The sequence below is a fragment of the Coleofasciculus sp. A1-SPW-01 genome (assembly GCF_040217205.1).
Lineage (GTDB): Bacteria > Cyanobacteriota > Cyanobacteriia > Cyanobacteriales > Coleofasciculaceae > Coleofasciculus > Coleofasciculus chthonoplastes_A.
The window spans coordinates 11,944-27,094 of the sequence record NZ_JAVJNP010000201.1; the positions used below are offsets into that span (position 1 = coordinate 11,944).

Sequence of the window (15,151 nt, forward strand, 5' to 3'; positions counted from 1 at the left end):
CTCCCCCTGCCTTCTACCTTCTTATTCACTAACCCCTACCGTTGAATATGTCTTCGTCTTCGTCTAAATTCCAGCGATTTCGTCCTCAACGCCCCTTCGCCACTGACTGGCTAGTTGATGTTCTGCCTCGGTTTTTTGATCGCTCACTAGAACCCATTGGTTTAAGCCATTTGAAATGGCTGGTTCTGTTTCTGCTGGTGATCTCGATTCCCTTGGTGATTACTCCACTAAAGGTTTGGCAGCAGGGTGTTGTCGCCATTTTGCTTTTGGCGATCGGGCAAGTGGTTGTACGAGCGGAAAACCGCGTGTCAGACAAACAAATTAGTGAGTACTACCACTTATTTTTGGTCTGGTTGAGTTTAGTAACCACTGCCCGCTATCTCTACTATCGCCTCAACTATACACTCAATTTTGATACCTTTATCAATGGCTTATTTTGTGTACTGTTGTTGATCGCTGAACTGTATGCCATCCTGACGCTCGTTCTGGCGTATGTTCAAACCCTGCATATTCAAGACCGTGAACCTGTCGATTTGTCGGCATATCCGCAAGACCAGTGGCCCAAGGTGGACATCTATATTCCCACCTACAACGAAGACGTGGAAATTGTCCGCAAAACGGCAATCGGTGCCATGGCAATCGACTATCCGGAAGACAAAAAAAAGGTGTATGTTTTAGATGATGGTCGAGCCGAAAAATACAAAGCCCGTCGCGAAAGATTGCGGAAAATGTGCGAGGAAGTCGGCTGCATCATGATGACGCGGGATAGTAATGAACATGCCAAGGCGGGGAATATTAATACCGCGTTTCGCCGCACAAAGGGCGATTTGGTAATGATTCTGGACTGCGACCATATTCCACTGCGAGATTTTCTCAAACATACCGCCGGCTTCTTTTTTGATCAAAATGTCGCATTTGTGCAAACACCCCACTGGTTTTTTAACCCCGATCCCTTTGAGCGAAATTTGCGTACAGATGGCAGAATCCCGGTTGGTAATGAGTTATTTTATAAGGTACTGCAAAAAGGAAATGATTTTTGGAATGCGGCGTTTTTCTGTGGTTCAGCAGCGGTAATTCGTAAAGAATATGCCCTACAAGTTGGCGGGATTGCCACAGAAACGGTGACTGAAGATTGTCACACGGCATTCCGACTCCATTCTCTGGGATACAGGTCAATTTATTACGACAAAATCATGATTGCGGGTCTCGCCCCAGAGAACTTTTCCTCGTATGTGGGTCAGCAAGTTCGGTGGGCGCGAGGTATGGCGCAGATTCTGCGGATTGAAAATCCGGTGTTCAACCGTAAGCTAAATTTGACGATTCCGCAGCGGATTTGTTACTTCAGTGCCACGTCTCACTTCTTCTACGGCTATCCCCGACTCATCTATGCCCTCGCGCCGACTCTATTCTTATTATTTAGAATCAACCCGATTCAGGGTTTGGGATTGGAAACCTTGGCGTATGCACTTCCCCATATCCTCCTGTCTCTTAATGCCAACTACATTACCTATAAACATGTGCGCTTTTCCTTCTGGAATGAAATCTTTGAATTTGTCATGGCATTCCAGGCGGGATATGTGACAACGATGGCGTTAATTAATCCCAATCTGGGTTCCTTTAACGTCACCGACAAAGACATGACGTTAGTCAAACGGGAATTTAGTTTATCAAACTTTGATTGGCAGTCTGTACGGGGTCTCTTAGGTATAACAGCTTTTGTGTTGCTGGCGTTAGGGTCAGTTCCCTTTTGGTTAATCCTGCGTCCAGAGGATACAGAAGCGGTTTTGGTTAACGCCCTATGGTGTGTCTTTAATATGGTTCTATTAATGGCAGCCTTACTGGTTGCTTTTGAACAACCCCAAGAACGCACTGCCCACCGCTTACGGCGACGGCTGGGGGCAACTGTTTACAGCTATGACAAAAGTTGGAGTGGCGTGACTCTAGATGTTTCGGAAACTGGAACTCGAATGATCTTAGAAGTTGAAGGTCAACCCAATTTACCCGATGAAATTGAAGTTGAATTAGTGGGAGATTATGGCGCAAGGGTAATTATGGAGGCTCAGATTGTGGTGGCAAAGTCGGTTAATGAGCATCAAATGGAATTGGCGGTTAAGTTTATTAATGTCACCCAAGCACAGCGAGATAATTTAACCTTGGTGACGTATTCTGACGTGAAGGAATGGTATTCACAAACACGGGAATATGTGGATAAACCGTTGCAGTCCTTAGGATTTTTGGCTACAGGTCTTTTCCGTGCCTTCCAGGAATTTAAGGTAGATAAAGGGTCAGGGAAAGTCCGCAAACGGGTTCAAGCTTCAGCTCAATTGTTTTGGGAAGGAGACTTTTATTTGGCAACAGTGACCGCAATTGGGGCGACAAGTTTGCGATTAGAACTCGATGATTCTATTACATCGAATGCTAAATTACTTAAATCTGATAATTTAAAGAAAATGCAGCAAGAAAAACCATTAGTGGGCTTGCTGTTAAGTCAAGACGCCATGAGCCAATCCCGGGAGCGCTTTTTAACCCAAATTCTCTCATTAGAAATTCTGGTTCCAGGGGAGAGCAGTACTTCTTCGCCGAAGAAAATTGCGCTAGAATTAAGTTTCCCTGATCAATTCAAGGATCGGCAGGCGGCTAAAATTAAGGAGCTGGTCAGAGTATTGCATTAAGCTAAGGCGGGTGGGCAATGCCCACCCTACTATCAAGGGTTTTGACAAATGACAAATGACGAATGACGTAGCTTGCTTCTCGCGAAGCGAGTTCTCCACCGTTCACTTTAATTATGTCCACCTACTTATCTTTCTCTTACCGACTCACCAATTGCTGAATCACAGAGGTTTGCTGCTCAATTACCGTGGTTTGCTTCTGAGATAAAGCAATTAAAGACGTAATTGACTCTTGCTGTACCTCATTTATCGATTGCATTTCTTTGATCTGCTCTTTCAGTTCCTGAATCGCTTCCTTGAGTTCCTGAACTTGAAAAAAAACTTCTTCTGTGGGTTCCATACCTTAACCAATTACCGCCTTACCTTTCTCAACATACTTAGAAAAAACATCCCAACCGTTATAGCCGCCATTCACCAATTTTCTGACTTTACGCCAATCTCCAACTTTTGCGGCAGTGGCGACCCCTCTATCTTTGAAGTAACAAGCTAGTATCTTAGCAGAAATTTCCGGGTCTAGAGCTAATTCAGGATTATTCTCCAAATCCACCCCCAATTTTTGCCCATACGTGCGATAATTGGCTCTCCCTGTAATCTGAATGTAGCCTCTACCGTGATACTTCGCCCCATCCCCTGGCTTCACATTCCCTAAATCACGGCGTCCTTCATAATGTTTGGTAAAATATTTTGGTCCACCAAACTCATTAATGGGCTTAAACCCGTTGGTTTCCACTCGCACCGTTGCCAGTAAACCAATTAGCACCTGCTTATCCAAAATGTCATAGTCTTGCAGCGCCTCCAGTACCCCCGGTAAATATTTCTGGCTATCACTTAGGGGACAATCCATTATTTTTGCCGCTTGTTCGGGTGTAATCAGTTGGGGTACGGCGGGTTTGGCTGGCTCACTATTTCCTTGACCATTCATCGATGCTTGTTTTTTGGGTTCTTCCGGTTCGTCTTCTTCAAACCAAGGCATTGCAGCGGCACCTAGGGTGGGCAAGTCTTCGAGAGTAACCGGGGTAGTCTGGACCTCTTCCCCATTGTTTTCCGCAGGTTCCAGCGGCGCTAAACGCTCATGTTCCAAACGCTCTTTCTCTTCTCGCAAGCGGCGTTTCTCCGCTTCAAGTCGCCGCAATTGCTCCTGATACTCCATTTGCTCATTGATATTGCTCAGAGCTAACTCGGCATTTTGAGCCACGGTTGCGGCTGTCTTTTCTTGGCTCTGTCCTTTTTCTTCAAACTGAGTGACGAAACCCTGCACGTCTTTCTGAATTAGCTGCTCAACGTGATAGGCAAAGGTGGCATAAGCGTCCTCGTGGGATTCAAACTGACTGTAGGGACCCGCCATTTGCAGGAATTGCCAGCCCTCAATTTTCATATTTTCGGCTGTATTGCGGAATTGCTTATATTTTTCCCCATGAGCGAAAAATTCTTCCACGGCGGCGGAAACGGCTACCGCTTGACTCAACCCAAACGCTGACCATCCGACAATTTCCTGGATCTTAGGATTCGGGCTTTTGAATCCCACCATGGCGGGAACAATAACACCGCCGATAATCGTTAGTAACCTCAAAGAGTTATGGCGATCGCGTTCCTTGGTTGCCCGTCCTTCCAGCCACAGCACTTGATCCAACCATCGGGCTTTCATAAAGTCCTTTTTCAAGGGGGGCAAGTCCGTCTGCTCGATTAAGTTACTCAGGTGTTGCCTAAGATATTGACTGTAAGAGTTCTTTTTTGCCACGTTCTATGCCTTGATCTGCAAGAGTCTATATAACAATGGTGGGCTTAAGACATTATGAAATGACCCAATGAATAATTTAGTTTGAGCAACAAACGCTTCATGCAACACTCAAACCGGATCAGCGGTATACGTCTCAATCAACTTAATTTTTATTATGTCATAAAAAAAAATACATTAGCATCAATCTCCGAATTACACTTATTTTAAAACCTCCGATTTCACCGAATCAATGTCAACGCTTCTTCCCACCTTATTTGGAGGCAATTTATCCGGGCAACGCATCCGCAGGTCACGAAAGCATCTGCCCAATTAGATGAGCCAGTGCTGCTGCATCTTTACTCACATCAATAGCGTGCAAAAGTCCCGATGCCACTAAATCTGTGGCTCGTTCATCGGTTACCTCTCCCTGCAACGCGGCTGCCAATTTATCAGCCGTTCGTCCACTCCCGGCTAAGACAATCGCAGGTCGCTGGGCTTTCACACTTTGCGCCACATCCTGCCAGGTAATCTCACCACCATTCACCACAATCGTAACCGAAGGTAACCCCTTAGCTAAATGACTACCAATCTCAGATAACCAGGGGGATTCATCTCCCCAATTGCAGCCTGGAACTAAGACAAAGTGGGTGTGATTTGGCTCTAGCATCGCCGCATCAGCATTCATGCTTTTAACACCAGGAAGTATAACCGTACCAATCGCGGCGACACCAAGTAATGGGAATGTCCCACGAATCCTTGTCCGCGCTTGACCAATAAATTGCATAATCCCCGCATCCGTCCCCCCATCGACAACTACCACTCCCAGTTGTTCAGCCAGAGGCGCAATCACTTCGAGAAAAATGCGTCGCAAATCATTTTTGTCAGACTCACTAATCTTACTCGCTCCACCCACTAACGCCAGGGTAGGACGGGGTTGGTCAAGACCAAGCTGGTGCAACGCCGCCGCCAACGCCGTGGGACTGTGGACTTGAACAACATGGGCGGAGAGGTTATTGTTAAAGGTTAAAGTACAGGAGTTTTTCATTGAATTGACTCTAGAGAGAGAATATTTTAACCATCAGTTTAACCATGTCATCGAGGACAATGATCTTAAGATTAAGCCACGTCAATCCTTAAGAGCAACAAGGATAGGTTACTCCAGTGCACGGCTTAACCTGAGCTTCACGGCTTTTTCCTCTATTTAGTATTCCCAGTTGTTTGGTAAACCAGCCTGTAGAGACGTTGCATGCAACGTCTCTACATTGCCTTTAACTGGCTAATACCTTCGTCCTCGTGTTCCAGTAGTCAAATTTGGTGGTATCAATATGCTCAACCACGCCTCCCAAGTGGCGTACCTGGTGAACCATGTCACCTGTACCTCCGGGCGCGTCACCGCCTTTACCGTTCCACAGAACAATCAGTCGCACGCGATCAATGCCATACATGAGGGTAGAATACAACGCCCAGCGATTATTGCGCTCGAAGGCATTATCCCCTATCGGCACGTCTCCCAATCGTTCCGGTTGCAGACTAAATGACACATTAGGGTGATTCTGAATTGTATAGAAACGGGATACCCAGTTATCCCCAGCAAAACTAACAGATTCGAGAATAAACTGAGCTGGGGCAAAGGGCAGAAATACCTCCACCTTCATGTTCCGCTTTAAGCAGGCTTCGATAAACAAAATATCACCGCCACAAGCCGCACCGGGAGCAATTGCCAAGCAATTGGTACTGGGATTTAACTTATCCAGAGTCTCCTCAATTTTTTGCCGCGCCTCATTTTCCATGGCAGCGGGAAAACGCGGTTGCTCCCGTGTCGGACTATCAATCATGTGACCGGAAAAGAGGATCACTTGTGTGGGTTCTGGTTCGCTCTCATCCGCCGTTATTGCCGTTTGATTGTTCAGTCGGTCGAGTTCCCCTTGGATCACCACTTGTCCTGCTTGTACATACTCCGGGCGGAAAGCAAGCGCCGCCAAAAGTTCCAGTTGATCCAGGGTGGCTTCTAGGGCAAATTTATTGTTCCAGAGTAGCGTTAACGCCTTTTTATACGCTCGCGTGACTTGTTTAGGAACGTCGGCTGCCAATACCGCTAAATCTCCTAAGGAAACATACGCCCAGGCATCATTTTCATTGGTCTTCACTGCACTTTCCAGGCAGAATTGAACCGCTCCTTTGAGATTGGGTAACTGTTGCCGCAGGGCTTCTCCTTCGGCATCGCTATCGAGATCACAATGCTGGACTAAATGATCGAGAAGGACTAATAAGGTTAGGGCATTAATCCCAGCATAATAGTGATTGTGATCCAGCCGATAGGCTTTGAGATAGGTATCAACGGCTTTTTTGAGTAAGTGCGCGGCATCATAGGCAGCACTTAACCGCTCCGGCTCATCGGTGATGTCTTTCCATTCATTGCGCCACATTTCTTTGTAAATGCGAGCTAAGTAACAGAGCGCATCTATATTTTTGGGTTCATCTTGGAGCAATGACTCTAATTTGACAATCCCTTCATCAAATTGCTTTAAGCGGCTGAGGTGAAAGGCTTCTTCCTTGCGAAACTCAGAATTTTTGGAATTGATTTTCAAGCCTTGGCGATATTCTTTGAGCGCTAGGGCATGATTTCCCAGATTTTTTAGGGCTTTCCCCGCTTCAGCCAGGGCTTCTTCTTTAATTAGGGGATTACTTACCTCTTCGGTTAATAACAAGACATCCCCAATCCGCTTTTGTCGCTGGGCAAGCACCACACGCTCTTGCCATTCTTTGTATTCCTGCCAGTATCCGGTTGCCAGGGGTGTTTGCAATGACTTGCGATCGGGTTCATCCAGTCCGGTTAAAATACTGAAAATTGGGCTATGAATGCGGTTTTTGTCGGACTCCCAGGTGGCACGCGCCATTTTCACGATCGCCTGCTTGTCTTTGTGTAAATACTCTGGGTCAGGACAACCGCTATCATCACAGTGATAAGGCAGAGTCCGGACATTGAAAATGTCGTAAGGCATGTAAGATCGACCACATTGGATGTGAATCAAGCCGCGCTTACGCAGGGCGTGGCGAATGCCTAACTCGTAAAACACGTTAGCATTATCAATACTTAAATCTGCCAGAACCAGGTCAGCGAGCAATAGCTCCTGAAACATATCAGTCAAAATATCGCCACTAACCATTTCTTCATCGGCACGAAATGACTCAAATCCTGCCTCTTCTAAGGCTGGCTTAATTAAGTTCCGATAAATGCTGTTAAAGTCAATCCAAAGCCCATCCGGTCCTTTTTTTCGTCCAAAGGGCATGACCACAAAGGCATGAGGTAATCCCTTTTTCGGCGGTTCCTGAGCAGGTTCTTCAACTTTTTTAACCACCTCCAATGTGACCGCTTCTTTGGGGGTTTGGGCGGTAACGGCTAGGGTTTCAACGTTGTTTGATTCTTCTTGGTGTTCGACAACGGGTTCTTTGATCGCTTCTGTGAGTAAATCATCACTCGGCTCCAGCAAGGGGGTGGCAATTTGACGCCGTTCGGAAATCGGTTGACTATAGTAATTCCAGAGTGTATTTTCTGTCGCTAGCACGAGCTGAAAAAATTCCTCACCCGTCCGCTCTTTGGCGGTTAAACTTTGCCAGCGATCGCGAATCATGTTGAGGGCTAAAATGAGCTGGTTATTCGCATTCACGCGATCGTCGATGCGTCCTAATTCTAACCACAGGCTAAATACGGTTGCCAAGAAGAGGGTAAACGCCACCCAGACGCCGACACTCACGCCTAAAACGGGTAATAATGCACTCAATCCAGCCACGCTAAACATGGCAATTTGTAAGCGAGTGCGAGTGGTGTTGAGTTGGGCGAGTTCTTGGGTATAGTGTTGCCGTTGCGCTTCTAGGCGATAGTGCAAGTAATCTGGGGGCAGTAAATCCGTAAAACCCGGATCATGACTTGGATATTCGCCCCTCTCATCTGGGGGAAGATTCCCGGTATAGGGTTGCAGCACTAAATCACTGCCAATACTATCAAAGACCTGGCGTTGAATCGCTGTAACTCGTTCATTCAACCATTGATGACGATTATCTTGTCCGGGTAGCAATGTCCGATACAGATAGATCGTTTTGCGAATTTCCTCAGCACCAGCATTGAGAATTTGCCAATACTGTCCTTGTTGCAGGTTGCGACTAATCGCCAAAACGATCACATTGATAATCGGAACTAAAACTAAACCAATGATTAAGATTCGTCCCGGTGGGGCGGCGATGAGTTGCCTATCTGTACTGGCGATAACCACCGCGAGGAATGTGGCGATCGCACTGAGCAAAATTGATCCACCCCGAAGACTCAAATATTGTCTGTAAGTGATTGCAGCTTGGGTTTTAAGCTGGGCATATCGCTGCCATGCTGTTTCTAAAACTAAGGAGCGATCGCCATTGAGGTCGTGTTCTATCATTACTTACTCGGCTTGATCCTACTGCTATCCTGTGACTGTTCGGAAAAAGAGAGACTAGCTCCACTACGCTAACATCTAGTTTCTAGGAATTACATCTTGACAGAATAAATAGAATATGATGAGTTTTGATGGTTGAGCAGGGCGGTTTAGCCCCTTTATTCCTTGGCTGCTATTCCCGACACCCGACACCCGACAACGCGCCAAATTGGGATGCTCCCTATAGATCCCCCTCCCGTCCCCCTTTTTAGATCCCCCTTCCGTCCCCCTTAAAAAGAGGGAGACCAAAGGATGCGGGAGCTTTTTGTTTCATGGGAGAAGGGGAATCGGATTCTCTTGCTCCCCTCTCCCCGGCGTGGGAGAGGGGCTGGGGGAGAGGGGTTGAGCTTAAGTTGACACCAATGATTTAAAACCCGCCCCTACAACAATTGCCTGTGCCGTACCAATTGTGCCGCTAATTGAATCGCCGCTTTCATACTGGTCGAATTAGCAATTCCCTGACCAGCAATATCATAAGCCGTACCGTGATCCGGAGAGGTTCGCACAAATGGTAGACCAATTGTGGTGTTAATCGCTCGGTCAAATGCCATCAGTTTAACTGGAATTAAACCTTGGTCATGGTAAAGCGCCAAATACGCATCGGGGAGATTGGGGATGGCTGGATTATCGTACCAGGCTTGACCCGCTTTTACCCAAAGGGTATCGGGTGGTACAGGTCCATCCAATTTTAGCTGGGGACGTTGCTTTCGTTCCTGTTCTAGCCAGGGAATCAACCAGTCTTTTTCCTCACGCCCTAATTGTCCCTGTTCACCACTGTGGGGGTTTAACCCAGAAATGGCAATGCGAGGGGTTTCTACCCCAAACTCCAGCCGTAAGTATTCCACCAGTAAATCCAGTTTTGTTTTCATCAAGTCTGGGGTTAAGGTATGGGGGACTTGATGCAAAGGAATATGGGTTGTGGCTAACAGGGTTCGCAATAGCCACCCGGTATGAGGCGATCGCGCGACGAATAGCATCCCGAATCGCTCAACACCAGCCGCCTGTGCTAGCACTTCAGTTTGACCCGGATAGTCATGTCCGGCGGCTTTCCAGAATGACTTGGCAATCGGCGCGGTGACAATTCCCTCAAACTCACCCGCCAAGGTTTGCGCGATCGCACTCTTTAAATAAGCAAAACTGGCGTCCCCACTCGCCGCATTTCCCCGCCCCAGAGTAATCTGATGTGCGGTTGAGGCGTCTAAGGGGATATCTAGTATGGATAGATTATCTGGTTCAGCCAGAGGTGTGGTACTGTCTACGGTGTGCCGCAATTCCTTATACGCCGTCTGTAACAACGAGCGACTACCAATAACCGTTATTTGAGCATCTTGAGTTATCTGCTCATCTGCCAACGCCTTCAGCACCACCTCCGGACCAATTCCAGCCGGATCACCCAAGGTGACAGCCAAGCGAGGACGCCCTTGGGGTGGATGGTGCGGTTGTGTAAACAAATATTTCTCAGTTTTCATTTTGGATTTCAACCCAATCGCGATAATCTTATAACTTAAAGCCTGTTTAGCGATCGCAAGAGGAGATAAGACATGAACGCTGAAATTTTCAATGCTGCTGTACTATCCTTTACCCTAATTCTCGTGGGTATGGGTTTGGGATTTTTGTTACTCAAAATCCAAGGCGGCGAGGGGTAGATTTGTGTGAGGGGGTGATTGGGTGAGGGGTAGATTTGTGTGAGGGGGTGAGGGGGTGAGGGGGTGAGGGGGGAGCAAATGACCAATGACATAAGACCAATGACATAAGACAAATTCTGATAGAATTATATAGAAATGTTAAGTTTACAGGCAGAACTTTTATAAATGAACTTGTTGGTCGTTGGTGCAACAGGCACTTTAGGAAGACAGGTGGTTCGTCGGGCGCTCGATGAAGGTCATCAGGTGCGCTGTCTGGTGCGTAGCCCTAGGAAAGCCACATTTTTGAAAGAATGGGGAGCCGAACTGGTACAAGGGAACTTGTGTGAACCCGATACATTACCGCCTGCTTTGGAAGGCATAACCGCTATTATTGATGCAGCAACCTCTAGACCAACAGGTTCCCTGACGATTAAACAGGTAGACTGGGATGGCAAGGTGGCGCTGATTCAAGCGGCGGCGGCGGCGGGAGTGGAGCGCTTTGTCTTTTTCTCGATTCTCAATTGTGAGAAATTCCCCAAGGTGCCGTTGATGGAGATTAAACGGTGTACTGAACTGTTTCTGGCAGAATCAGGATTAAATTACACCATCTTGCAACCTGCTGGGTTTATGCAAGGACTGATTATGCAGTATGCTGTGCCAATCTTGGAAGGGCAAGCGGTTTGGATTACCGGGGAAGCTGCGCCCACCGCTTATATGGATACTCAGGATATTGCTAAATTTGCCGTTCGTGCGCTTGAGGTTCCGGAAACGACAAATAAAACCTTTCCGGTTGTGGGAACACGAGCCTGGAGAGCCGATGAGATTATTAGTCTATGTGAGCGACTCTCCGGTAAGGATGCTAGAATTGCTCGACTCCCGATTAATTTCTTGCGGGCAATGCGCCAGATTACCAGATTTTTTCAGTGGGGTTGGAATATCGCCGATCGCTTGGCATTCACGGAGGTGTTAGCGACGGGGAAACCGATGACGGCTTCTATGGATGAGGTTTATCCGGTTTTTGGTCTTGATCCCAACGATACAACTACTTTGGAAGCTTATCTGCAAGAGTATTTTAGCCGAATTACCAAGAAGCTGAGGGAAATTGATTATGAGAAAAGCAAGGCGAAAAAGAAGAAGAGGAAGACACCGATGAAAAAACCTTAAGCCTAGAACATAGGTTGAAGTGTTAAGCTAAAATCCCCTCTCCCTCGGAGGGAGAGGGGAGTAAGAGGGCATAGTCTTTGAGTGACACAGATTGTCGCTTTTTGGTGTAAGCTTTCTCGTCAAGGGGATCAATGATAGGTTGAAGTTGAGCAAATCAGGGTTATTGGGTAGAACAACTATTAATAATGTATGACGCGGACTGATAAGTGTGGGCAAAGCAGGGATTATTTATAACGACTACAAACCTGTAGCTTGTCGGGTTGCTGAAGAGTTACAAGAGCAACTCATGGCAGCGGGTTGGGAAGTGTATATGGCAACGGGTGTGGGCGGACTTTTAGGCTATTCCCGCCCTGAGTCTCCAGTCTGTCATACACCGATAGATAAGCTAGCAGCGCCGGGATTTGATGAAAAGATGGCGTTTGCGATCGTTCTGGGGGGAGATGGTACGGTGATGGCGGCGTTTCGCCAAGTGGCGCCCTTCGGAATTCCTCTGCTGGCAATTAATACCGGACACATGGGATTTCTGACTGAAATCTATCTGAATCAACTTCCCCAGGCGATAGAACAGGTGATGACGGGGGAGTATGAGATAGAAGAACGCGCGATGCTGTTGGTGCAGGTGGTGCGGGATCAGTGTATCTGGTGGGAAGCCTTGTGTTTGAATGAGATGGTTTTGCACCGGGAACCGTTGACCTGTATGTGCCATTTTGAGGTGAAAATTGGACGGCATTCGTCGGTGGATATTGCGGCTGATGGGGTGATTATCTCCACACCGACGGGTTCGACGGCGTATTCCCTGAGTGCGGGGGGAACGGTGGTAACGCCTGGGGTGCCGGTGTTGCAGTTGATGCCGATTTGTCCTCATTCTTTGGCGTCGCGGGCGTTAGTGTTTGCGGATACGGAAAAAGTGCAGGTGTTTCCGGCGATGCCGACTCAGTTGGTGATGGTGGTGGATGGAAATGCGGGCTGTTATGTGTTACCTGAGGATCAGGTTCATGTGGCGCGATCGCCTTATTCGGCTCGATTTATTCGCTTGCAACCGCCTGAGTTTTTCCGGGTGTTGCGTGAGAAGTTGGGCTGGGGATTACCTCATATTGCCAAACCGACATCGGTGGAGTTACCTTAGGTCTTTGATTGTCTGATGCGACAACCAGTAGGTGTTTTTTTCGGGGAGTCAAAATTTGAGGCTGTAATCCTTATTGGGTGAGGGATACAGGCTTTTTTGCGGCTGAGGAGGTTGTCGCAATGGCTGAAATGCTTATTCAGAAAGGGTTTGAGACTTTTTTGTTGGCGGGAATTGTCAAAAGTGAGGGCTGAAATGCTATAGTTAGAGGAGGTTGTCGCAATCGAACCTTGAAAACTAAATACAGCAAGCGTTTCAGAGGTCGGCGGTCGAAATCCTCTATAATCCCTATCAGGGATTGAAACCCCTAACTCATCTCCCGGCGTTTCCCCGTTAGGGGTCGAAATCCTCTATAATCCCTATCAGGGATTGAAACTGATCTCATTTTCAGCCCAGTCCAACGAGATGTAGTCGAAATCCTCTATAATCCCTATCAGGGATTGAAACAATAATTCCAGTGGGCAAACTGTTTTCCGACAGATGTCGAAATCCTCTATAATCCCTATCAGGGATTGAAACTATTAGTAAGCATAGATTTATCAAGCTCAAGCAAGTCGAAATCCTCTATAATCCCTATCAGGGATTGAAACGAGCTAGAAGAAGAAGATCCTAGTTTCAAGTACCGTCGAAATCCTCTATAATCCCTATCAGGGATTGAAACCCATCTGGCGCATTCTCAAAAATAAGTTCCAGTGGGAGGTCGAAATCCTCTATAATCCCTATCAGGGATTGAAACGTGGCTTCAGACATCGCTTGACCCATTTCTAGGAACGTCGAAATCCTCTATAATCCCTATCAGGGATTGAAACTTTTCTCTATGCCTTTATCTTGGTGGGCTTTTTGCGTCGAAATCCTCTAAGCTGTCATGCATTTAAATTGGGTATTAGTAGCGAGCAAGATGCAAAGCCTGCGGCATGGCTTCGCTTAACGCACTACAAGGATTGCGCCATTATTGATATTAAGGTTTAAATGCCGAACAGCTTAGTAGCGAGCAAGATGCAAAGCCTGCGGCATGGCTTCGCTTAACGCACTACAAGGCTTTCGCCGTTATTGATATTAAGGTTTAAATGCCGAACAGCTTATTTAAATGCCGAACAGCTTAGCGCGATCGCTTAGTTAGAAGACTCTCCTGATTCAATCGCCTGTTGTAACATAGCTTTGTTGAGTGCAGGGGATGGAGTGTCAAGGGATTCGAGATTCCTGGCTAACCATTGCTCGACTGTAGCCGCCCATAAATTAGAGAGAACATGACGCCAAGCCTGAAGCTGTGCTGAATGTCCGTCTTGCTTGCACCATTGTGCGATCGCATCAGATAGATTTTCTATTTTATCGGGTAACGGTTTGATTAAGTCAGCCAAGTTAGCTAAGTCTTGAGGCGAGAAAAGTTCTCGTTGATGAGTTAAGAGTTCAATAAAAGCCGCAACATTCTGTTGAGAGAATGACTGTGCTGCGGCTTTGACAACTTCGACAGGCAAATCTAACCCTTCAGCAATCATCTCCACGTTTAAACCCAACTGCATCATCCGAGGGATGGCTTCTAACTTGGCTTTGAGTTGACCTTTTTGTTCACCTTCTGCTAACCCTTCTTGTTTGGCTTCCTGATAAACTTTGGTTTGTTTGAGTTCACTTAATCCTAACATGGCTTCTATCTCCTCCCGGCTTTTTTGCGGTAATTTGTAAACAATGATTGTCTCAATTAAATCAATTAGATTTCGTTGTATCGTCTGATCCGTTATCTGGGCTTGGGCTTGTTCGATTAGAGTCCTTGCTCGTTCAGGGGCTGTCTGTTGATTCTCAATTACTAGCTTAACAATATTAACCCCCAGGGAATCCGATGCATCGTCTCCTAACTCATCCAAGTAAATCCGTTGCACTCGGGTAAACAGTTCCCGAAATTGTAACGGTTGTTCTCGTTCAATCCGGCGAGTCGGATAAATGACGACAACCCGCCAAGGACAAGCGGGTTTATCTTGTCTCAAGTACAGAAAGAGTTCAGCAAATATACGATAGTATAAATCCTCATCGGGTTGAAACTGAACTTCGACGACATAGAAGGGGTTTTGGGAGTTTTCCGTCTTGGGAAAAAATAAACCATCGAGTCGAAATGCCAGTTGTTTGATTTCACGGGAGGTGAATTGATAAGTTGTTGCTTGTTCTGTTGACTGGTTAATCAGTTCAAAGAAGATACTGGGAAATTGTTTAAACAGGCTATAAAAGAGGGTATCAGTTTTCACGTTCTCCTTTGGTAACTATTACACCGTGGACAACGGCTACTATGCCACCCTCTCTGGTGCAAAATTCCTATCAGGATTGTCTTGACTAATTTTAAAAAATATGCATAGACCGAGGAAGAACAGCCGACGAAAGTCGGGGCGGGTTTAGTCAGA

Annotated in this window: 10 protein-coding genes and 1 CRISPR repeat array; of the genes, 4 read left to right on the top strand and 6 right to left on the bottom strand. The window is 46.8% G+C overall.

The window, feature by feature from the left end; genetic code table 11:
- The first annotated feature begins 47 nt into the window (after positions 1-47).
- Positions 48-2,672 carry a glycosyltransferase family 2 protein gene (locus RH949_RS28600; protein WP_446357952.1) on the top strand — a complete coding sequence of 875 codons (2,625 nt, stop codon included), beginning with the start codon at positions 48-50 and terminating at the stop codon, positions 2,670-2,672.
- 136 nt (positions 2,673-2,808) lie between these two features.
- On the opposite strand, the gene RH949_RS28605 is transcribed toward RH949_RS28600, so the two are convergent.
- From RH949_RS28605 to pdxA, 5 genes are all read right to left on the bottom strand, one after another.
- The gene (locus RH949_RS28605; RefSeq protein WP_006104757.1) at positions 2,809-3,009 is read right to left on the bottom strand and encodes a hypothetical protein; all 201 of its coding nucleotides are present in this window, start codon (positions 3,007-3,009) and stop codon (positions 2,809-2,811) included.
- A gap of 3 nt (positions 3,010-3,012) precedes the next feature.
- Positions 3,013-4,407, bottom strand: a complete 1,395-nt coding sequence (locus RH949_RS28610; protein ID WP_446357954.1) for a DUF4231 domain-containing protein — start codon at positions 4,405-4,407, stop codon at positions 3,013-3,015.
- Positions 4,408-4,696: 289 nt separating this feature from the next.
- The gene (locus RH949_RS28615) at positions 4,697-5,431 is read right to left on the bottom strand and encodes a hypothetical protein (protein WP_006104787.1); all 735 of its coding nucleotides are present in this window, start codon (positions 5,429-5,431) and stop codon (positions 4,697-4,699) included.
- A 223-nt stretch (positions 5,432-5,654) separates the two neighbouring features.
- On the bottom strand, positions 5,655-8,816 hold the full coding sequence (locus RH949_RS28620) for a TRAFs-binding domain-containing protein (RefSeq protein WP_446357956.1): 3,162 nt from the start codon (positions 8,814-8,816) through the stop codon (positions 5,655-5,657).
- 416 nt (positions 8,817-9,232) lie between these two features.
- A complete protein-coding gene (gene pdxA, locus RH949_RS28625; RefSeq protein ID WP_446357958.1) occupies positions 9,233-10,321 on the bottom strand; it encodes a 4-hydroxythreonine-4-phosphate dehydrogenase PdxA in 1,089 nt (362 codons plus the stop codon).
- A 72-nt stretch (positions 10,322-10,393) separates the two neighbouring features.
- On the opposite strand from pdxA, the gene petM reads away from it, so the two are divergent.
- The 3 genes from petM (at position 10,394) to RH949_RS28640 (ending at position 12,767) form a co-directional block, all read left to right on the top strand.
- The gene (gene petM / locus RH949_RS28630) at positions 10,394-10,498 is read left to right on the top strand and encodes a cytochrome b6-f complex subunit PetM (RefSeq protein ID WP_044210140.1); all 105 of its coding nucleotides are present in this window, start codon (positions 10,394-10,396) and stop codon (positions 10,496-10,498) included.
- Positions 10,499-10,663: 165 nt separating this feature from the next.
- Positions 10,664-11,641 carry an SDR family oxidoreductase gene (locus tag RH949_RS28635; RefSeq protein ID WP_006104749.1) on the top strand — a complete coding sequence of 326 codons (978 nt, stop codon included), beginning with the start codon at positions 10,664-10,666 and terminating at the stop codon, positions 11,639-11,641.
- 208 nt (positions 11,642-11,849) lie between these two features.
- On the top strand, positions 11,850-12,767 hold the full coding sequence (locus RH949_RS28640; RefSeq protein ID WP_446357963.1) for an NAD(+) kinase: 918 nt from the start codon (positions 11,850-11,852) through the stop codon (positions 12,765-12,767).
- Positions 12,768-13,032: 265 nt separating this feature from the next.
- Positions 13,033-13,573: direct repeats of the CRISPR family, unit length 37 nt; unit sequence GTCGAAATCCTCTATAATCCCTATCAGGGATTGAAAC.
- Positions 13,574-13,876: 303 nt separating this feature from the next.
- On the opposite strand, the gene RH949_RS28645 is transcribed toward RH949_RS28640, so the two are convergent.
- On the bottom strand, positions 13,877-14,998 hold the full coding sequence (locus RH949_RS28645) for an Rpn family recombination-promoting nuclease/putative transposase (RefSeq protein ID WP_446357965.1): 1,122 nt from the start codon (positions 14,996-14,998) through the stop codon (positions 13,877-13,879).
- Between the last annotated feature and the right edge of the window lie 153 nt (positions 14,999-15,151).